This window comes from Tropicimonas sp. IMCC6043 (assembly GCF_004146235.1).
In the GTDB taxonomy this organism is placed as follows: domain Bacteria; phylum Pseudomonadota; class Alphaproteobacteria; order Rhodobacterales; family Rhodobacteraceae; genus Tropicimonas.
In genome coordinates this window covers 1-19234 of record NZ_SELO01000052.1, presented here as the reverse complement: position 1 = coordinate 19234, position 19234 = coordinate 1, and the positions used below count along the sequence as shown (strand labels likewise).

Below are 19234 nucleotides of genomic sequence, written 5' to 3'. Positions count from 1 at the left end.
GGGGCTCGCGGCGGCGAAGTATCGGGCCGCTCAAGGAAGCCGGATATACGTCCGCAATTGCGAAACTCGAACCCGACCAGATCAGGCGTTGCAATCAGGCGGGGTCCATATACGTCCACACATGACACCGCCCAATGACGGGGAAGCCTCGATCTGGCCCGGGGCGCAGGAGATCAACGACGGCAAAGACGGGCTCTCGGACATGGAAAACCGCGCGCCGGTGACCGATGCCGAGGCTTTTGACGTCAAGCAGGACAATATCCCGACCGTGGCCGCGGTGACGCGTCTCGAGGGCGACATGGATGCCGACGGCAGCACGTTGACGGTGATTGCGGTCTCAGACGAGGTGACCGGCATCGCGAGCCTCGACGACAAGGGCGTACGGACGTTTCTAACGACGAGCCCTGGCTATGGCTGCGGCAGGAGGGTCCGGTTATAGGTCGGCGAGATTACGATCTCATTGAAACACACACGGCTCGGGGCCGCCGCGACAAAGGTGACAAGTTCAGCAAGATCGGCAGGCTGCAGCATGCGCTCGGCGTCTTCTTCGCTGACCGGAACCGGGCGCTGTTCCAGGATCGGCGTTGCGACCTCGGCCGGGCAAATACAGCAGCACCGAATGTTGTGCTGCATCTCCTCGCGATTGATGCTGTGGGAGAGCTCGATGACTCCCCTTTTCGACGCGATATAGGCTGGACCAGCCACCGCGAACTCATGCTGCGCAGCCCAGGACGAGATATTCACGATCAGACCGTCCTTCTGTGCACGCATCAAGGGAAGCGCTGCTGTCACGGTATTGGCCACACCGTTGAGGTTGATCGCGATCATGCGGTGCCAGTCGGCGATATCGAGATCGCGCCAATGCCGCTTCTTTACGTTTATCCCGGCACAATTGACAAGAATGTCTATCCCGCCCCAGTTGGCTCGGATATGCTTTGCGGCCTCGGCGACAGCCTCGGCTTCGCTGACATCCAGCGGAAAGCTCGCGACCTCTCCTCTAAGGGTCGAAAAAGCCTCCTGAACGCGCCGAAGAGCATCTGCGCGCCGAGCGGAAATGGCGACACGCGCACCGGCGGCGCAAAAGGCCTCTGCGATCGCTTCGCCGATCCCGCTGCTCGCGCCAGTGACCCAGACTGACTTCCCGGATAGATCTGTCAAAGGTTTCTCCATTCCAAACAACCACTCACCGCCCGAGGGGAACGGCTCGCGGAGCAGTGCCACGTTAACCGGCTGGGGCACTGTCGGAGGCTTCACGGTCGGCCGGGCATTATCAGGCTAATCGCGTCCGAGTGCCCTTCCCCGCCGCAAGCCACGTTCCCTGACATCGCCATTACCATGCTTGACTTGGGCCTGAAACACCTTACCAAAACGTTTAACTCGATGCGACGGGACAAGTTGAGGAAGAGCCCATTCTCCTTGGAGAACCGGCTCCGAACCGCATTGGAAGGAGGCAGACATGACGGACCGCCTGCTTGTGAGCGACCGTGATGGAGTTGCGACCATCACCTTGAACCGCCCAGAGAAGTTGAACGCAATCGACCCCGAGATGCTCGGAGCGCTGGACGCGGCGGTTAGCCGGATCGAGCGTGACCTTTCGGTGCGGGTGGTGATCGTGACCGGCACCGGCAAGTCGTTTTCGGTCGGTGCCGATATCGGCGCTTTCAGCCAGCTTGGCCCGCTCGACACATGGCGGGACTGGGTGCACGGCGGACACGCGCTGATCGACCGTATCGCTTCGCTGCGCGTGCCCACGATCGGGGTGCTCAACGGTTTTACCTTTGGCGGCGGGCTGGAACTGGCGCTGGCGATGGATTTCTGCATTGCCGTCGAGGGGGCGAAATTCGCCAGCCCCGAGGTCAAGATCGGCACAGTCTGCGGCTGGGGTGCGACGCAGCGCCTGCCGAAACTGATCGGGCGCAGCCGTGCCAGCCAGATGATTTTCACGGGCAAAGCGATCGACGCACAAACGGCCTGCGACTGGGGTTTGGTGACCGAGATTCACCCCACTGGAGCGCTGATGGCGCGCGCGCAGGAGATTGCCGCTGCCATCGCGGCCAATGCCCCAACCTCGGTGCAAGTCTCCAAGCAACTGATCGATGGTGCGCAAGGCATCCTGCTCGGCGCGACCCTCGAAAGCCTCGCCGGTGGTTTCTGCAAGGGCACCGATGACGGCATTGAAGGGTTGAACGCCTTTCTGGAAAAACGCCCTCCCAATTACACAGGGAACTGAACGATGTATGACTTCTTGAACGGCATACGGATCGTCGACTTCACGCATGTCTGGCAAGGACCGCTGGCCACGCTTCTGCTCGCCGATTTCGGTGCAGACGTGATCAAGGTCGAGCGCCCGGGCCGTGGTGATTGGTCCCGCGCCTGGGGACCGTTCGTGGGCGACGTCTCGATGCCATTCGCCGGGCTGAACCGGAACAAGCGCTCCATCGTGCTGGACCTCAAGGCTGACGACGGCAAGGAGGCGCTCGACAAGCTGCTGGGCACCGCCGATGTGGTGGTCCACAATTTCCGCCCCGGCGTGGACAAGAAGATGGGCATCGATTTCGACAGCCTGCACGTCCGCTTCCCGAAGCTGATTCACGCCTCCTCCTCCGGTTGGGGCGAAAAGGGGCCAGATGCCGAGCGCGGCCGGGCCGGTCACGCCCAGATGGCCGCTGCCGAGGGCGGGCTGTTCTCGCCCGCCGAGGGCGACCGCCTTCCCTCGATCCCGACTGTCTCGGTCGATCACATCGCCGGGCTGATGCTCGCCAATGCCATTCTTGCCGCGCTAGTGAACCGTACGCGCACCGGGCTTGGCACACAGGTCTTTACCGACCTGCACAGCGCCGCGCTCACCACCCATGTCTGGGACGGTCCGCGCTCGCTCAACCCGGCCGCCGCCGATACCGGCGCCGTCGACCTGACGCTGACCGAAAAGGCCCTTCCGCATAGCTGGCGCACCGCCGACGGTTTCATCGAGATCTCCCCGGTCTTCACCGATAACCCGGTGCAGCTCATCTGCAGGGGGCTGGACCTGCCCGACCTGACGCAGGACGAGCGTTTCGCAACGCCAGTTGCGCAATATGAAAACCGCGAGGCGCTGCGGGCCCAGATCGCCGCGCGTCTGAAGGAGAAACCCACCGGCGAATGGCTGGCGGCGCTTGAGGCGGAAGGTATCCTCTGTGCCCGCGTTCTGACCCCGGAGGAAGCGTTGACCCGGCCCGAAGCGGGCGTCAACGGAATGATCGTCGACGTTGAGCACCCGACGGCCGGACCGCTCAAGCTGATCGGCTGCGCCGTGCGTACCACAACCCCGCCTCGCGCCTCGACTCCACCGCCCGTGCAGGGCGAACATACGGATGAGGTTTTGACGGAACTGGGGTTAAAAGGCGTGACATCCCGGAGGGGTGCGCATCGAACAAGAAATTGACGGGGGAGTTGTCGTGACAACCGAGGTGTCCCAGCAAATCCTCGACGCCCTAACGGATGTCGAAATGCCCCGGCTCGCGCCGGAACCGGAGATCGGGGAGAGCATCGAGGCCGGCGGTTCCCGTATTCCAATCTTGCGCTGCGGTTGCGTCGTGGTTGGCAGCGGCGCGGCGGGGCTGCGTGCGGCTGTCGAGTTGAAGCGGCGCGGCGGCGACGTCGTGGTAATCAGCCAGAGCGCCTGGGGCGGCACCTCGGCCTGTTCGGGGTCCGACAAACAGACGCTTCATACTGCGAACACCGCCGATCAGGGCGACAATTACAAGGCGATGGCCCGCGCCATCCGCGCCGGCGGTGCGATGGACGAGGACACCGCCTATATCGAGGCGGTGGGCTCGGGCCGGGCGATGGCGTCGTTGCAATATCTCGGCCTGCCGCTGCCGCAGAACGAGTTGGGCGGTACGCTGCGCTATCAGACCGACCATGACGAGGTTGGCCGCGCGACTAGCTGCGGGCCGCGCACTTCGCGGCTGATGGTCAAGGTGCTGGCCGAGGAGGCGATCCGCCTTGGCATCCCGATCATCAACCACACAACAGGGACGCGCATCCTGACCGAAGGGGACGGAGAGAACCGCCGTGTTGCCGGCCTGTTGACGATCCGGCCGAAGCAACGCAGTGACGACAATCCATACGGCCTGACGGTCTTTCAATGCCCGACCCTCGTTCTGGCCGCGGGAGGCCCCGGCGAGCTTTTCCGCGATAGCGTCTTCCCGAATGGCTGTTTCGGCTCGCTCGGGATGGCACTGGAGGCAGGCATCGAAGTTGCCAATATCACCGAAGCGCAATTCGGCATCAGCACTCGGCGCGAGGGCTTCCCATGGAATCTGTCGGGCACGTATGTGCAGGTGATCCCGCATATCTACTCAGTGGGGGAGGACGGAAAGGAACGCCATTTCCTCGCGGACTACTACCGCACCACGCAAGAGTTGGCCTCCAACGTTTTCCGCAAGGGCTATCAATGGCCCTTCCATGCGACCCGGATGCTGGATTTCAAGTCGAGCCTCGTGGATCTCGCTGTCTATCGCGAAACGCAGGCCGGGCGCCGCGTCTTCATGGATTTCAACCGCAACCTGCTTCCGGTGCCAGGCGACCAGCCATTCTCGCTCGACCGGCTGGACAATGATGTAGCCACCTACCTGCGAAACGCTGGCGCAGATCAAGCTCTGCCCATTGACCGGCTGCGCCACATGAACCCGCTCGCGATCGAGCTGTACCGGCGCTACAAGGTAGATATCGCTACCGATCCGCTGGAATTCTCGGTCAACAACCAGCACATGAACGGCGGGGTGAAGGTTGATATCTGGGGGCAGAGCAACCTTTCCGGCGCTTACGCGTTGGGCGAGGCCGCGGGCACCCATGGCGTGACTCGTCCCGGCGGTTCGGCACTGAACGCAGGCCAGGTCTTCGGTACCCGCGCCGCCGAGCATATCGCGGCGAGCGGCAAGGCGCATGCAGCGGCGGAAGGCGACCTGCAACCCGCGCTGGCGAAAGCGGTTGCTTCGCTGGACGCACTTCTGAACGCGGACAGCCCTCACTCGGCGCAGAGCGTCCGCGCGGATGTCCAGGCGCGGATGAGCGACAAGGTCGGTATCATCTGTACACCGGAGGACATATCCGCGGCGCGTACCGACGCTCGGGCGCTCAATGTCGCGATCCGGGAGGAAGGAATGGCCTTTGCCCGACCCGCCGAGGTTGGCCGCGTTGTCCAATGGCAGCAGATGACGCTGGTCTCAGAGGCGGTGATCACTGCTTTGGACTATTTCATCGCGCACGGCGGCGGCAGCCGTGGCGCTCGCGCGATCTGCGACCCGGCAGGCGAAGCGCTGCCCATGGCAAAATCCGGCCCCCTCGACGCCTACCGCTTCCGCACCGAAAAGCCGGAGCACCAGGCCGAACAGATCATCGTCCGTTTCGAAGACGGTTCCTTCGAAATTTCCACCCGCCCCAACCGACCATTCGACGAAGAGGCCAGATCCTTCTTCGAACGCGACTGGCCGGATTGGCTGACGGGTAGGATCTATGCCGAGAGGGCGCAGAAACCGACCCGGTAGCGGTCGCCGCTGTCTGTCCGGGGCGACCTGTGGGAGGGACCGATGTACGCTGCTCCGATCAAAGCCTTTGCAGCGAAATCCCCCCATCGGGCCGGATGACCTGTCCAACGCAATAGGGCAGCTCACCATTTGCGGCCGCCGCCACCGCCTTGCCGATCTCGCCGGGCTGGCCGAAACGCGGGATCAGCGTGAAAGGCGTTTCGCGGTTCATCTTTTCGTAAGTCGCAAGCACTGGGGCGGTCAGGTCGGTTTCGATCACGCCCGGCTGGAAATCGAACACCTGTATCCCCTCCGGCGCCAGGCGATGTGCGAAGGTCTTGGCCACCATTGCGGCGGCCGCCTTGGACACGCAATATTCGGCCCGGTTGATGGACGAGGCCACGGCGCTGACCGAGGAGATGATGGAGATCGTGTAAGGCAGAGACGGGTCGCGCTCCCGCGCGACGAGATCGCGCGCAAAGGCCTGGGTCAGAAAGAACACCGCCTTGGCGTTGATGTTCATCACGTGGTCCCAGCTGTCTTCCTGAGCCTCCAGCATGTCGGCCCGGCGTAAAGCACCGACCCCCGCATTGCAGACCAGCGTTGTCAGCGGTGTACCGAGCCGCTCTGCGGCCGCGGCCAGCATGGTCTCGTGTAGAGACAGGTCAGAGACGTCGCCGGGCACCCTTGCCACCTGCACGCCCCGCGCTTCGATTGCCGCGCAGGTCTCATCCATCGCAGGGCCTTCGCCGCGGCCGTTCACGGCGATGCTGAACCCCTTTTCCGCCAGCGCCAGCGCGATCCCGCGTCCGATTCCACGGCTTGAACCGGTGACCAATGCTGCCTTCATAGCTTTTCCCTCCGTTGCGCTATCGAGCGCCGTTCTTGACGAGTTCCCGGCCGATAATCGTCCGTTGGATCTGGTTGGTGCCTTCGTAGATCTGGGTGATCTTCGCATCGCGATAGAGTCGCTCGACTTCGAAGCCCCGAATGTATCCTGATCCACCGAACACCTGGATCGCATTGGAGGTTTGGGCCACGCACATGTCGGAGGCAAAGCATTTTGCAATCGAACAGGCCATACCGGCGGGAACGCCGTTGTCCAACTTGAGCGCTGCCTCCCGCACCAGCGCACGTGCGGCGGCGATATCCTTGGCCATGTCGGCAAGTATCCATTGCAGTCCCTGGTGGTCGATGATTGCCTTGCCGAACTGCTTGCGCTGCTTCGCGTAGGCAAGCGCTGCCTCCAGTCCGGCCTGCGCAATCCCGGTGGCAAGCGCCGCAATGCCGACGCGTCCTTTCTCCAGCACGCTCATCATAATGTAGAAGCCGCGGTTCAACTCACCCAGCAGCGCGTCCTCTGACAGCTTCACATCGGTGAAACGCAGCGCCCCGATCTGGCTGGCGCGCTGGCCGAGCTTGTGCTCCTTCGGGCCGCGCTCCACTCCGGCGGCGTGCAGATCGACGATAAAGATGCTCATGCCCCGGTGCCCGGCCTCCGGGGCCGTTCGCGCCAGAACAAAGCCAAGGTCGGCAACGGGCGCGTTGTGAATCCACAACTTGCTGCCATTCAGAACCCAGCCATCGTCGCCCTTGGTCGACGTGGTCCTGAGCCCCGCCACGTCCGAGCCGGCCTCTTCTTCGGTGATGCAATAGGCGATGATGGTTTTCGCGGCGAGAATGTCGGGCAGGTAACGCGCCTGCTGCTCCGCAGTTCCGTATTGCGACAGAAGCGTGGCGATCAGTTCGACGACGCCGCATTGATCCGCCACCGAGGCATACCCTCGCGCCAGTTCCTCCATCACCAGCGTATAGGAAAGAACGTCCATCCCGGCCCCGCCGAGTTCTTCCGGCACCGTGATGCCGAACAGGCCAAGCTCAGCCATCTTCTCGTAAATATCGCGCGGAAATTCCGAACTTTGATCCAACGCCTCCGCACGTGGACGGACGATATCGTCAGAAAAACTGCGCACGTTGTCGACAAGTTGCTCGTAGGTTTCTGCGTCCTGTCGCGGCAGGTGAAGCATTAGAGCGCTCCTTTGCAATGAGGCCGACCCGAAGCGCCGTCGCCAAGGCGATCCTCCTGGTGACAAAATTAAGTTAAACGTTTCATTGGAAGCTGATCAACATATTCGTTCCATAACTCTGCGGCTAAGATACCGTTTATATACTAGCCGACCTTGAAATACTGTCGTTTTTAGTAAAATGTTTTACTACAGAAGTGCCTCAGCGTGGGGCGTCCCGGAGGCCTGCGTTGCGAAAACCGCGCGTCAGCATCAAACAGGTTGCGAAACATGCGGGCGTTTCGATCGCGACCGTGTCGCATGTGCTCAACAACAAGGGGAACATTTCCGACGCGACCCGCAAGCAAGTCCGTGATGCGGCGCAGGATCTCGGGTTCATACCGAACAGGAACGCGTCGCGCTTGCGCTCCGGCCAGTCCCTGTTGATCGGGCTGGTCGTAAATGACATCTCAAATCCGTTCTTCTCCGAACTGGCGGCCGACGTCGAGGCCGTGGCGGCGGACGCCGGATATCTGTCGGTCATGGCGAACTCGCGGGATTCGCTCGAACGACAAAAGACGGTGATCGAAACGATGATTGGACAGGGCGTCGCCGGATTCATCATCTCCGCCGCAAGCGGTTCCGACGAGACGACATTCGAAGTCCTCAAGGAACATGGTGTCCCGTTCGTTCTGTGTGTCCGTGACATTGCGACCTACGCGGCCGATTTCGTCGGCTTCGACAATTTCCAAGCGGGTGTTCTGGTCGGCAGGCACCTGCTGGAGCGCGGATACCGCGACATCTGCTTTATTGGTGGAGACCAAAGAAACATTAACCGGACGGACCGCCTGAATGGCCTTCTGCATGCTCTTGGCCAGCAGGAATCGGGCATCTGCATCCATTTGGACATGCCCGGACCTGCAACGCAAAAGGGAGGGTTCGAAGCAACGCTTTCCTCCCTGAAGCGAGCACCTCGAACCGATGCGCTCGTCTGTTTCAACGATTACGTCGCGATCGGCGCCTATGAGGCGCTCTACAAACTCGGAAAGCGAACCGGTGTAGACGTGGCCGTGATCGGGTTCGACAATGTTCCGGAATCCGCAGCTTGGAACCCGCCGCTGACAACCGTCGAACTGTTTCCGCGCACAATTGGACGGCGCGCGGTCATCGCCCTGTTGGCAAGAATTACGGACAACGGGAGCGCCTTCGAACGTGTACAACTTCCGCCATCACTGGTCGTGCGCGGTTCCACCTGATGACGCCAGAAACAAAAGAGACACCTTAGCCAATGCCTACACCTACTCCAATGCCGACCGAAGCAGAGATCGAACAACAGGAAGCAAGCCTTGTCTTTCCCGAGTTCAACGAAGAGACCGCCATTGCGCTTGGCACGGCGCTGGTCGCCAAGGCGCGTGCCGAAGCGGCGCCCGTCGTGATCAACATCCGCACGCCTGACCGAACGCTCTTTCATGCCGCGATGCCGGGGAGCGCGCCTGATAACGATCATTGGGCGCGGCGCAAAAGCAATGTCGTATTGCGCAAACATCACGCCTCCATTCTGGTCGGCCTGCAATTCGCCAGAAAGGGCAAGACGGTCGGCCCCAATCTCGGCCTTGACCCGATGGATTTCGCAGATCACGGAGGAAGCTTTCCGATCCGCGTGGCGGGAACTGGCGTCATCGGCGCGATCACCGTCTCCGGCCTCGCCTCAGAGGACGACCATGCGATGATCGTCGCCGCCCTCGAAGAAATGCTCGGCAAAGGCTGATGGCCAGCAGCGCCCCTTTTCTTCCCGGTGAAACCCATCGGTTCCGAAAGACCGTGGGTGAATCCGACGTCTACCTTTTTGCCGGAATCACCGGCGACTTGTCGCCAAATCATGTCGACGAAGCCGCGATGGCGCGGACGCCGTTCGGCGGGCGCATTGCTCATGGCGCTCTGATCGTAGGGTACATGTCAGCGTGCTCGACGATGGCCTGCGAGGGGCGCCGGAGCGGACCCTTTGGTACGCCGGTCTCCATCGGCTACGACCGGATCCGCTTCATCGCTCCCGTCCGGATCGGCGACACGATCGAGGTGACTTATGTGCTGGACGGTTTTGACAGCGACAGGCGTCGCTCCACCGCGAGTGTCACCGTTACCAACCAGTCAGGCGATACAGTCGCCGTTGCCACACATCTGATGGCCTGGGTTGAGGATTAACATTCTGCGGCGACCTTCGCGAGATGCAGTGAGGGTCTGCGCAAACCGGCGAGGTTTCAGGCTGCTGCGATGACCGAATAGTCTGGCGCAACTTCGTAGATACGACTGAACTGTATCTGTAGATACGACTGAACTGTATCTACTGGACAAAGTTCGGCATCAGCCAACGCGGCAAGGCGAGGATCAGATCCGGCACCAGAATGATGATCAGCAGGACCAGAACCATCGGAAGGAGGATCACCACGACATCCCTCAACGCCTCGATCAGCTTGATCTGACCGATTGCTGAAGCGATTAGAAGGCACAATCCATAGGGCGGCGTGACCAGCCCGAAGGCGAGACTCATGACGCCGATGATCGCGAAATGAATCGGATGCATCCCGACATGCTGGGTCACCGGGAAAAGAACCGTGCCAAGGATGATGATGGCGGGGATTGCATCGATAAACATCCCGATCAGCAGGAAGGCCAGTGCGCACATGATCCCCGTGCCGACAACGCCGAAGCCCATCTGGTCGATTTGGTCGACGAGAGTGGCGGGGATCTTGAAATAGGCGAGGCACCACCCGAAAGCCGAAGCGGTCCCGATACAGAAAAGCGTGATCGCGGCGAACCTGGCGCTGTCGTAGAGCACCCGCGGCAACTCGCGCGGCGCGATCGTACGATAGATGAACAAGCCAAGAACCAGCGAGTAGAGCACCGCCACGACCGAGGCTTCAGTCGGGGTAAAGAACCCTCCGACGATGCCGCCGACGATGATGAGCGGCGTCATCAGGGCGAGAGATGCGCCGGCCGCGGCGCCCAACAGTTCTGCCAGTGTCGAACGATGGTGCAACGGGTAGCCATGTCGCTTTGCATAGATGTAGACGGTGACCATCTGCGACAAGGCAACGAGGATTCCTGGAACCACGCCGGCAAGAAACAGCCCGCCAATCGAGACCGACATCAGTCCGCCCCAGACGACCATCAGGATCGAGGGAGGAATGATGACGCCCATGACGCTGGAACAGGCGGTGATCGCCACGGCGAAAGACGCACCGTAGCCCTCCTTCTTCATCTGCGGGATCAGGAGCGAGCCAATACCCGCGGCGTCGGCAGTGGACGATCCCGAAATGCCGGCAAAAAGCATGGACACGACCACGTTGACATGACCCAATCCGCCCGGAAGGTGCCCGACCATCGCTCGCGCCAACCGGATCAGGCGGTCGGTAATTCCGGCGGAGTTCATCAGGTTGGCGGCCAGAAGGAAGAATGGCACCGCGAGAAGCACGAAGGAATTGTAGCTCTTGAACATTTCGCGCATCAGCAGAACCGGCGTCAGCCTGTCGTCGATGAAGAACACGGGCACCACGGCGAGGCCGAGCGCGAAGGCCACCGGCACACGCAGGAAAACGAGGATACCAAAGGTGCCGAAGAGTATCGCGGCGACTTCACCCGGCCCCATGGCTGTCTCCTTCAATCTGTCCATGGCCGCGGATGTCGTCGTAAATCCGCTCGATGAGGAACAGCGTCCAGGTCGCACCGGCCAGCGGCCAGGCGATGTAGATCATCCACATCGGCAGGCCGAAGATCTCGGATTGCTGTCGTGACCCGAGGACGAAGAAATCCCGCCCCCACCACAGAAAGGACAGTGCCATCGTGAGCATCGCCAGGTTGACGAAGAGTTTCGAGGCGAGTTCCATCCCGGGAGTTGTGCTGTGCGGCAGGACGTCCACATCGAAATGTGTCCCGTCGCGCACCGCGATCATGGCGCCGATCAAGATGATCCACACGAAGCAGAAACGTGCGATTTCCTCTGTCCAGATGTAGCGTGGAATGAGGCCGGTATAGCGGCTAAGGATCTGCATCGAGACCGGCACGATCAGCGCGGCCATCAACACGGTAATCAATACCTTCAGAAGGCGGTAATAGCCCTCCAGAATCATTCGCATGGCGCGTCCTGCTCGATGGTTCGGACATCAGCCCCCGCGCCGTTTGCCGTGGCGCGGAGGCTGAAAGGTTTACTTCACGGCTTCTATGGCCTGAAGAACGTCGGTCGCGCCCAGTTCCTCGGCGTAGGCCGCTTTCACGGGGGCGGCGAGTTCCAGCAGCATTTCGCGCTCGGTAAACTCATGCGTCTGAAGCAGTCCCGCTTCCTGCATCTTCATGAGCTTCTCGGTGTCCTGGCCGCTCTCGACGTCTCGTCCGAGCTTGCCCCCCGCCTTGCCGGCTTCCAGAACGCATGCCTGCTCTTCAGGCGTCAGGCGCTCGAAGGTGGCATTCGAGAAGGCGATCGGGCGCACGGTGATCGCGTGTTTGGTCAGCGAGATGTCAGGGCCGACCTCGTAGAACTTCATCTGTTCGATGCCCGCAGCTTCGTTCTCGGCTGCATCGATCACGCCCGTCTGGATCGCGTTGTAGACTTCGTCATAAGCGATGACCGAAGGGGCCGCCTTGATCGCCTCGAAGATACGCGTCTGGATTGGCGCGCCCATCACACGCATTGGCAGGCCTTCCAGCTCGGCCATGTTGGTCACGGGCTTGTTGACGATCAGATTGCGCGTTCCACCGCCGGCATAGCCGATCAGCCGAACGTTGGCCTGCTTGAGCACGTCCTCCGCCAACGGCGCCAGCGCGTCCTGTTCCATCACTGCGTTCCAGTGATCGAGGTCACGGAACAGGAACGGCATGTCCATCAATGGCGCCTTCTGGCTGAAGGTCGACATGTGCGAGGGGCTGACGATGGCGTAGTCCACCGCAATGCCTTGGCTCATGTTTTCGAAATAGTCCTTCTCAAGGCCAAGCTCGGAATTGAGGTGGAGATCGAAGGTCAGCGAGCCGCCGGAGCATTCGCCCGCGACGCGTTCGAACTCTCTCAACGCCTTGGTGAAGGCGTGGTTCTCGTCGAACTGGACCGCGCCGACAAGTTCGGTCGCGGATGCGCCATTTACACCCGTCGCAAAAATTGCGCAAATTGCCGCAGTAGCTAGTTTTTTCATGATTTCCTCCCTTGAATTCGGCGTCCGCGACGCCGGATTATGCCGTACTATGGTGCACATTCGGAGTAGCATGCAACAGTTGAGTTCGACCGTGCCGAGAAAGTCTGCCCGACGCGGTATGCGCAGCAGAGAAGGAGCGAAGAATTGACCCAATCCTATGGCAAACTGCCGGATCTGGAAGGACAGCGAGTCCTGATCACGGGGGCGTCGACGGGCATAGGCGCGGCATTGGCCCGCGCTTTTGGCGCCCAGGGTGCGAAGGTCGCAGTTCACTACAACTCAAGCGGCGAGGCGGCCGAGGCAGTCGCGCGGGATATCGAGGCCGATGGCGGAACCGCCGTTCTTGTCCGGGCCGACGTCTCGGATAGTGGCGCGCTCGCTGCGGCCGTCGTTGAGGCGGCAGAGGCTCTCGGCGGACTCGACGGGCTGATCAACAACGCCGGTGGCATGGTCAAACGCATCCCCTATGCCGAGGCCACGGACGAAGATTACGACCGGATCATGGACCTTAACGCCCGCTCGATAGTTGTCGCGTCGAAGGCTGCGCTGCCCTATCTGAAAAAGCAGGGTGGCTATGTCATCAACACCACGTCCGTCGCCGCCCGCAACGGTGCTGGCGGCGGCGCGGGGCTCTACGGTTCTTCTAAGGCTTTCGTGTCCAATGTGACCCGCGGGATGGCCAAGGAATGGATTGGTGACGGCATCCGCGTCAACGCAGTTGCGCCGGGGGTCATCGCCACACCGTTCCACGAGCGTTACTCTACGCAGGCGCAATTGGACGCGATGCTGGCTACCATCCCGCAAGGCCGTCTCGGTGTGGCCGAGGACTGCGTCGGAGCCTACCTGTTCCTCGCATCAAAAGCGCTTTCCGGATTTGTCATTGGGCAAACCATCGAAGTGAACGGCGGCCAGCTCATGCCTTAGGGCAGTGTCGACCGGAGCTAGCAGAACGGGGTTTGGACCACCAGGGTTTCACCGGAGGCGGTTAGAGCCTTCCCCATATATTCGGTTTCATAACCTGCGGCCTTGAAGAAGTTGTAGCATTGTCATTTGCGGACGGCCCCGGTTTTGCAAGGGCGGAGGTGAGTGATGATGATCGAACGGATCCACTAAAGGGGCACCTAAAGGCAGTGTCAGGGCGTCATAGCCGGGTACCGTGACAGGGACCCGGCATGCGGACTTCATCGCGTCCGTCGGTCAATGGTGCCGCGCTTAAGGGCCGGAGAAATGACTGCAGCTTGCCTCGACCAAAGTCACACGAGGTATCCCTTGCAAAACCTAGATCCTCCACGGATGACTGCACAGGCCTGGGATGGCGCTCGCCGCGTGAGTTCATCGGAGCCAAAACCGAAATCGCTTATGTCTCCGGTCAAACGGGGCCAAGTTCAGTAGGGCGCGTGGGAGGGCGCCGCAATTACCGGCCAGGTCCGGCGTGATCGGCGCCCCGTGTTCGGAAATTGCTCCGCTGTTAACACGGATAGCTATGCAGTGCCCCTGCCCCACCTAAGCCGGGGTCTTCTGACAAGGCCCAATCCAGGCTCCCCTGACATCACCCGTTGGCCGGTTCCGGTCAGCGGTAGATCAAGGTCGGCAGCCACATGGTGATTGCCGGAACGAAAGTTACGAGAAGAAGCACAAGTACCAGCGGCACGAGGAAAGGCGCGGTGCCGATAAAGGCGCGTTCGAAGCTGACATTGGCGATCCTCGACAGCACATAAAGCACCATGCCCACTGGCGGCGTCAGCAGGCCGAGCATCAGGTTAAGCACCATGATTACTCCGAAATGCACCGGATCGACGCCGATGGCCACGGCAACGGGCAGCAGCACCGGCACCATGATCGTGATCGCGGCTACTGTTTCCATGAAGCAGCCCACCACCAGCAGGATCAGGTTGATCAGGAGCAAGATGACCCAGGGCCTGTCGGAAGCCGACAGCAACAGCGCGGCCACCGTCTCGGGAATCCGGTTCGAGGTAAGAATCCAGGCGAAGATCGCTGCGGCACCCACGACGAGAAGCACGACCGAGGTCGTCTCGATTGTGTCAAGACTCACCCGTAGAAAACGCCGCCACGTCAGAGTTCGATAGACGACAATGCCCAGGAGCATCGCCCATGCGCACGCCGCCACGGCGGCCTCGGTGGGCGTAAATGCGCCCGTCAGGATGCCGCCGACGATGATCACCGGCGTCATCAGAGACAGGAACGCCCGCTGGAAAGTCGAAAACAGAACCGAAACCCGGAAGGCGTGATCACGCGGGAACCCCCGGCGCCGGGCAATGATCGCCACAAGGATCATGAGCGCCAGAGCCATCAGCAGTCCGGGAACGAAGCCCGCGGCGAATAGCTGACCGATCGACGCGCTCGCCACCACGCCGTAGATCACCATCGGCAACGACGGCGGGATGATCGGGCCGATGGTCGAGGATGCGGCGGTAACGCCGATGGCAAAGCCGCTGTCGTATTTCGCATCTCGCATCGCCTTGATCTCGATTGCACCGAGTCCGCCGGCATCAGCCACCGCGGCACCGGACATACCCGCGAAGATCACCGAGGCGCCGACGTTGACATGCCCCAGCCCGCCGCGCATCCAGCCAACGAGCGACAGAGCAAAATTGAAAATTCGCTCGGTAATTCCGGCGGTGTTCATCAGGTTGCCGGCGAGAATGAAGAACGGAACCGCCAGAAGCGGAAAACTGTCGACGCCGTTGATCATGCGGTGCGCGACAACCATGGGCGGCACCGAACCGCTGACGAAGATATAGACGGCCGAAGATCCTGCCAGGGCGATCGCCACGGGCATCCCGAAGATCAGAAGCCCGAAGAGCATGAAGAAGAGCAGCGCGATTTCCATAGTTCGGGATTCCTAGTCCATCCCCGGCGCGTCGGCGACGTGACTGTCCGGGTCGATGAGGCGCGAAGTACCCTCGCGCAGGTGGCGCCAGAGATTGCGCAGGGAATAGAAGGTCATGGCGACGAAACAGCCCGCCACGAACCAGTAGACATAGGATTTGGGGAAATCGATCGAGACCATCATCTGATGGGTCTTTCCGGCGAGCTGCGCGGTCAGCGCCGCCAGCAGGCCGAAGAAGGCGGTCGTGAGCCCATCGATAACCAGTTGTGCCACGCGCCGAACCGGGCGCGGCACCCACCGATACAGAAACTCGACTGCGATATGCGAATTCTTCCTGCAGGCCATGACGGCGCCGGTGAAGGTTACTCCAATCAGCAGAAAGCGGGCGATCTCCTCTGTCCAGCCCAACGAGTCGTTCAGGACATAGCGCGTGAAGAACTGCAGGAAGACGACGAAGGCCAGCACCCAGAATATCACCAGAACCAGAGTGTCGTCCCAGCGCAGGTCCGAAAGATCGATTTCTTCTTCCTCGAAGAGCTCGTGCAGATGTGCCGGGTCAGACCCGTCCGGGGCGTCCTGTTCCAAGTTCTGATTCTTTCCGTGTTTGAGGATCGATTGAGGGCACCGCAGGCGCTGGACGCGCCTGCGGCTGGCAGCTTACTGGCCGATGGCCTGCAGCTTGTCGTACGTCTCCTGATCCCAGGTCGCCATATCGCCGTTGTGAAGCTTTTTCACTGCTTCGATGAAGGGCTGGCGGTCGACCTCGTTGACCGTGACGCCCTGCTCGCGGAACCATTCGACGAGTTCGACTTCGGACTGTTTGATCTGGTCGGTCGCGCAGACCGAGGCGTCCTTCAGAACCGTGACAAGCGCCTGCTGGTCGGCCTCGTCCATGCTGTCCCAGGCCGGACCGCCGACGATGGTCAACAGCGCGTCTGTAATATGTCCGGTCAGGTTGATGTCGCTCTGCACTTCGTAGAACTTTTTCGCCTGGATGGTCGGCAGCGGGTTCTCCTGCGCATCCACCGTGCCCTGTTGGAGCGCCAAATAGACCTCGGCAAAGGCGATGGGCGTCGGGTTGGCGCCGGTTGCAAGGGGAAACATCATGTAGAGCGGCGCGTTCGGCACCCGGATCTTCAGCCCGTTCATGTCCTCGGGCGTCAGAATCGGCTTGTTCGAGGTCGCGTGGCGGTTGCCATAATAGGTCATCGCGACGATGTGGTTTCCGGAGGCATCCTGATAACCCTGTGCCAGATCCTGGAACAGGTCCGAGTTGCGGAAGGCGTCCCAGTGATCGTAGTCACGGAACATGTAGGGCGCGCCGCCGATGGCAATGGGCCCGTAGGCACGGCCTGCAAAAAGCTGACCGGTATAGATGATATCGACCGTACCGATGCCGAGGCCCTCGTTGATATCTACCTCCTTACCCAGCGACGAGGCCGGGAAGACCTCGATGCCGTAACGCCCTTCGGTTGCTGCCGTGAGCGCTTCGCTGGCGGCGACGGCGCATGTGTGGTACGGCTCGCTGCTCTCATAGACGTGGGCGAATTTCAGCACCCTCTCGGCCTGTTGCGCACTGGCAGCGCCGGGCAACCCGGCAAGTGCCGCCACGGTGATGGCGCCGGCGGCGACCGCCGGGCTCAGGAAATGAGTCTTCATGTGTGGTCCTCCCTCTGATTGATCACGTCTCCTCCACTGCGCGCATCGTGCGCAAAGGAGAAATTGCGTTGTTGTCGGAAAATTGCCGAAGGCTCTCGACAGTTTTCATGTCCAGCTTGATGCCTATTTTCCGGCGCGTTTCGGCCTCCGCCCATTCCCTGTCCCCGGGGGCCATGACAACCTGTCCCGGGGCCTTGGCGCCGCGCCGGATCGCTTCGAGATATCGTGCCATCAGGTCGCGAAAAGCCTCGCCACCGCTGAAGGCTTCGGGATCTATCGCCATGACAAGGGCGCCAAGTCGCCGCGGCGTGCTCATGTCGTCGCTCACCATCGGTGCCAACTCGAAGCTGAGCGGCGAATCCCCGAAGGCTGCGGACAGGATCTCGACCAGTCCGCCGAGCCCCGCCCCTTTGTAGCCAAATAGCGCACCGCCCAGTGGGGCCAGCATCCGGGCCAGTTGCGGGTCGGTGACATTCTCGCCAGCCTCGTCCGAGGCAACGTCCGGCGGAAGGTCAAGCCCGAGGCTCCGATACAGCAGCACGCGGTTGAATGGGACTGAACTCGTCGCCATGTCCAACAGCCACGCCGCACCGTCGCGCACCGGAGCTGCCGCAGCGATTGGGTTGGTGCCATGAAAGCACTCTGCGCCGCCATGCATCCGCACGAAACTGTCCGAATTGCAGAAGGCCAGCCCCATCATTCCCTTCGTCGCGATCTGAAGGGCATAGGCGCCGGCGGCTCCGAAATGCGAGGAATTGCGGATAGCGACGGCCGCGATGCCATTCTCACGGGCCATTTCGACCGCAAGATCCGCTGCCTCGCAAGTCGCGCGCGCGCCATGGCCGTTGTCGGCATCCAGCACCGCCGCGCCAGCGTTACGCGAGATCACACGCAGATCGGGCTTGCCGTTGATCCGGCCGCCCTGCAAAGCGGAGAGATAATGCGGCAGCAAGCGGAACCCGTGGGAATCCACGCCCAGCGTCGAGGCATGGAGCAGGACCTGCGTAACGCTTTCGACAGTCGCCGCATCGGCGCCAACGCAGCGCAGGGCCGCTTTCGAATAGACCGCCATGTCCCTCAGATCTACCCGAACAGCGGGTTCTTCGTTGGAAACAGTCGGCGCGCCCTGACTGTTTTCCAGTCGGTCCACGTGGCTTTGCGTCGTCCCCTCGATATGCTGCCGCAGGATAACGAGCGCCACCTCGACATCGTTTGCTTCCAGGGCGTCACGGATCGCGATGTGATCGGCCAGTGACTTCCGATTGAGCTCGGGATCCTGCGAAAGCCGGTTGCGCAGCGCCTGGATCCGAAACGACAGCGTCCGGAAATTGTCCTTCAGGAACTCGTTGCCGGACAGGTCGAAGAACGCAGAGTGAAAGTCGTGATCGAGTTGCTTGTACCGATCGGTGTCCAAAACCTGCAGCGCTCCCTGCATCTCGTCGACGATCGCCCGGACGCGTCCCAACAACGGAACCGGGTTGCGTCTTGCCGCCCGAGTCATGGCTTCGCACTCAAGCAGTCTGCGCAATTCCCCGAGATCCGAAATCTCGGCCGGACCCAAATCGAACACACGACAGGTGCGGCTGGCAGAGAGCACCACGAGTCCCTCGCGTTCCAGCTGGCGAAGCGCTTCGCGGATGGGGCTCTTGCTCATTCCGAGCATGAGCGACAGCTCGGATTCGGGAAGCTTTCGGCCAAGCGGAAATTGGCCCGATACGATGCAGCCCAAGATCGCTTCATGCGCCTGATCCGAAAGCATCTGCCGCTCTACCGGCTTCTTGCTGAAAGTTTGTGTCATTTTCCACGTCCCCGCCTTGCCGAGATCGTATATCATATACCCATTCAGGCAAGCTTCGTTTTCTTGGGGGGAAGGGGACAACAAAAGGGGGCGCTGTCACGGCAACCCGCTCTAGGTGTTCAGTCCCGGCATTTGGTGGATCGGATCGACATTGAATCTGTCTGGCTCTGAAGTCCAGATCTTGCAGATGTATTCGTATGGCGTGAGACCGCTGAGGGTCTTGAGCCTTCGGGCGA

18 protein-coding genes and 1 pseudogene are annotated in these 19234 nt (G+C 61.3%); 8 read left to right on the top strand and 11 right to left on the bottom strand.

All coding sequences use genetic code 11. The features are described 5' to 3' along the window. The first annotated feature begins 121 nt into the window (after nucleotides 1-121). Nucleotides 122-439, top strand: coding sequence for a hypothetical protein (locus EU800_RS23085; RefSeq protein ID WP_129635862.1), 318 nt, complete (start codon nucleotides 122-124; stop codon nucleotides 437-439). On the opposite strand, the gene EU800_RS23080 is transcribed toward EU800_RS23085, so the two are convergent. Next, the gene (locus tag EU800_RS23080) at nucleotides 409-1221 is read right to left on the bottom strand and encodes an SDR family oxidoreductase (RefSeq protein ID WP_207209978.1); all 813 of its coding nucleotides are present in this window, start codon (nucleotides 1219-1221) and stop codon (nucleotides 409-411) included. The genes EU800_RS23085 and EU800_RS23080 overlap by 31 nt on opposite strands. 235 nt (nucleotides 1222-1456) lie before the next feature. Here EU800_RS23080 and EU800_RS23075 point away from each other — a divergent pair, with 235 nt between their 5' ends. Genes EU800_RS23075 through EU800_RS23065 form a run of 3 tightly spaced genes read left to right on the top strand, consistent with a single transcriptional unit; the run spans nucleotide 1457 to nucleotide 5528 of the window. Beyond that, nucleotides 1457-2230: an enoyl-CoA hydratase/isomerase family protein gene (locus EU800_RS23075; protein WP_129635861.1), complete on the top strand. Its 774-nt coding sequence runs from the start codon at nucleotides 1457-1459 to the stop codon at nucleotides 2228-2230. Between the two features lie 3 nt (nucleotides 2231-2233). Continuing rightward, nucleotides 2234-3421: a CaiB/BaiF CoA-transferase family protein gene (locus EU800_RS23070; RefSeq protein WP_129635860.1), complete on the top strand. Its 1188-nt coding sequence runs from the start codon at nucleotides 2234-2236 to the stop codon at nucleotides 3419-3421. Nucleotides 3422-3434: 13 nt separating this feature from the next. After that, nucleotides 3435-5528 (top strand): FAD-binding protein, encoded by a 2094-nt coding sequence (locus EU800_RS23065; protein ID WP_129635859.1) that lies wholly within the window; start codon nucleotides 3435-3437, stop codon nucleotides 5526-5528. 58 nt (nucleotides 5529-5586) lie between these two features. Here EU800_RS23065 and EU800_RS23060 read toward each other — a convergent pair whose 3' ends face one another. Together EU800_RS23060 and EU800_RS23055 are read right to left on the bottom strand one after the other, a co-directional pair. Next, on the bottom strand, nucleotides 5587-6357 hold the full coding sequence (locus tag EU800_RS23060; protein ID WP_129635858.1) for a 3-ketoacyl-ACP reductase: 771 nt from the start codon (nucleotides 6355-6357) through the stop codon (nucleotides 5587-5589). 19 nt (nucleotides 6358-6376) lie between these two features. Beyond that, a complete protein-coding gene (locus tag EU800_RS23055) occupies nucleotides 6377-7534 on the bottom strand; it encodes an acyl-CoA dehydrogenase family protein (RefSeq protein WP_129635857.1) in 1158 nt (385 codons plus the stop codon). A 227-nt stretch (nucleotides 7535-7761) separates the two neighbouring features. On the opposite strand from EU800_RS23055, the gene EU800_RS23050 reads away from it, so the two are divergent. The 3 genes from EU800_RS23050 to EU800_RS23040 are packed head-to-tail and all read left to right on the top strand — an operon-like array spanning nucleotide 7762 to nucleotide 9712. After that, complete coding sequence (locus EU800_RS23050) at nucleotides 7762-8766, top strand: LacI family DNA-binding transcriptional regulator (RefSeq protein WP_129635856.1); 1005 nt, start codon at nucleotides 7762-7764, stop codon at nucleotides 8764-8766. 32 nt (nucleotides 8767-8798) lie between these two features. Then, nucleotides 8799-9278: a heme-degrading domain-containing protein gene (locus tag EU800_RS23045; RefSeq protein WP_165354811.1), complete on the top strand. Its 480-nt coding sequence runs from the start codon at nucleotides 8799-8801 to the stop codon at nucleotides 9276-9278. Then, nucleotides 9278-9712 (top strand): MaoC/PaaZ C-terminal domain-containing protein, encoded by a 435-nt coding sequence (locus tag EU800_RS23040; protein WP_129635855.1) that lies wholly within the window; start codon nucleotides 9278-9280, stop codon nucleotides 9710-9712. The genes EU800_RS23045 and EU800_RS23040 overlap by 1 nt, the downstream gene beginning before the upstream one ends. Nucleotides 9713-9851: 139 nt before the next feature. Here the strand turns inward: EU800_RS23040 and EU800_RS23035 are convergent, their stop codons facing one another. From EU800_RS23035 to EU800_RS23025, 3 genes are all read right to left on the bottom strand, one after another. Beyond that, nucleotides 9852-11156 carry a TRAP transporter large permease gene (locus EU800_RS23035; RefSeq protein WP_129635854.1) on the bottom strand — a complete coding sequence of 435 codons (1305 nt, stop codon included), beginning with the start codon at nucleotides 11154-11156 and terminating at the stop codon, nucleotides 9852-9854. Beyond that, a complete protein-coding gene (locus EU800_RS23030) occupies nucleotides 11143-11643 on the bottom strand; it encodes a TRAP transporter small permease (RefSeq protein ID WP_129635853.1) in 501 nt (166 codons plus the stop codon). The genes EU800_RS23035 and EU800_RS23030 overlap by 14 nt, the downstream gene beginning before the upstream one ends. Before the next feature lie 69 nt (nucleotides 11644-11712). Then, a complete protein-coding gene (locus EU800_RS23025) occupies nucleotides 11713-12690 on the bottom strand; it encodes a TRAP transporter substrate-binding protein (RefSeq protein ID WP_129635852.1) in 978 nt (325 codons plus the stop codon). Nucleotides 12691-12834: 144 nt separating this feature from the next. On the opposite strand from EU800_RS23025, the gene EU800_RS23020 reads away from it, so the two are divergent. Next, nucleotides 12835-13614 carry an SDR family NAD(P)-dependent oxidoreductase gene (locus EU800_RS23020; protein WP_129635851.1) on the top strand — a complete coding sequence of 260 codons (780 nt, stop codon included), beginning with the start codon at nucleotides 12835-12837 and terminating at the stop codon, nucleotides 13612-13614. A gap of 646 nt (nucleotides 13615-14260) precedes the next feature. Here the strand turns inward: EU800_RS23020 and EU800_RS23015 are convergent. The 5 genes and pseudogenes from EU800_RS23015 to EU800_RS22995 all read right to left on the bottom strand — a co-directional run. Beyond that, nucleotides 14261-15541 (bottom strand): TRAP transporter large permease, encoded by a 1281-nt coding sequence (locus EU800_RS23015; RefSeq protein WP_129635850.1) that lies wholly within the window; start codon nucleotides 15539-15541, stop codon nucleotides 14261-14263. 12 nt (nucleotides 15542-15553) lie between these two features. Further along, on the bottom strand, nucleotides 15554-16126 hold the full coding sequence (locus EU800_RS23010; protein WP_129635849.1) for a TRAP transporter small permease: 573 nt from the start codon (nucleotides 16124-16126) through the stop codon (nucleotides 15554-15556). Nucleotides 16127-16198: 72 nt separating this feature from the next. Next, nucleotides 16199-17200, bottom strand: a complete 1002-nt coding sequence (locus EU800_RS23005; RefSeq protein ID WP_129635848.1) for a sialic acid TRAP transporter substrate-binding protein SiaP — start codon at nucleotides 17198-17200, stop codon at nucleotides 16199-16201. 22 nt (nucleotides 17201-17222) lie between these two features. Continuing rightward, entirely contained in the window at nucleotides 17223-18998 is a 1776-nt protein-coding gene (locus tag EU800_RS23000) for an Ldh family oxidoreductase (RefSeq protein WP_129635847.1), read from the bottom strand. 111 nt (nucleotides 18999-19109) lie between these two features. Continuing rightward, a pseudogene (locus EU800_RS22995) lies at nucleotides 19110-19234 on the bottom strand (IS481 family transposase); the annotation flags it as partial.

Coding starts and splice junctions, on each gene's coding strand:
- EU800_RS23040 (WP_129635855.1), top strand. CDS start 9,278: ATGGCCAGCAGCGCCCCTTTTCTTCCCGGTGAAACCCATCGGTTCCGA.
- EU800_RS23030 (WP_129635853.1), bottom strand. CDS start 11,643: ATGCGAATGATTCTGGAGGGCTATTACCGCCTTCTGAAGGTATTGATT.
- EU800_RS23025 (WP_129635852.1), bottom strand. CDS start 12,690: ATGAAAAAACTAGCTACTGCGGCAATTTGCGCAATTTTTGCGACGGGT.
- EU800_RS23005 (WP_129635848.1), bottom strand. CDS start 17,200: ATGAAGACTCATTTCCTGAGCCCGGCGGTCGCCGCCGGCGCCATCACC.
- EU800_RS23035 (WP_129635854.1), bottom strand. CDS start 11,156: ATGGGGCCGGGTGAAGTCGCCGCGATACTCTTCGGCACCTTTGGTATC.
- EU800_RS23060 (WP_129635858.1), bottom strand. CDS start 6,357: ATGAAGGCAGCATTGGTCACCGGTTCAAGCCGTGGAATCGGACGCGGG.
- EU800_RS23070 (WP_129635860.1), top strand. CDS start 2,234: ATGTATGACTTCTTGAACGGCATACGGATCGTCGACTTCACGCATGTC.
- EU800_RS23055 (WP_129635857.1), bottom strand. CDS start 7,534: ATGCTTCACCTGCCGCGACAGGACGCAGAAACCTACGAGCAACTTGTC.
- EU800_RS23015 (WP_129635850.1), bottom strand. CDS start 15,541: ATGGAAATCGCGCTGCTCTTCTTCATGCTCTTCGGGCTTCTGATCTTC.
- EU800_RS23085 (WP_129635862.1), top strand. CDS start 122: ATGACACCGCCCAATGACGGGGAAGCCTCGATCTGGCCCGGGGCGCAG.
- EU800_RS23075 (WP_129635861.1), top strand. CDS start 1,457: ATGACGGACCGCCTGCTTGTGAGCGACCGTGATGGAGTTGCGACCATC.
- EU800_RS23000 (WP_129635847.1), bottom strand. CDS start 18,998: ATGACACAAACTTTCAGCAAGAAGCCGGTAGAGCGGCAGATGCTTTCG.
- EU800_RS23045 (WP_165354811.1), top strand. CDS start 8,799: ATGCCTACACCTACTCCAATGCCGACCGAAGCAGAGATCGAACAACAG.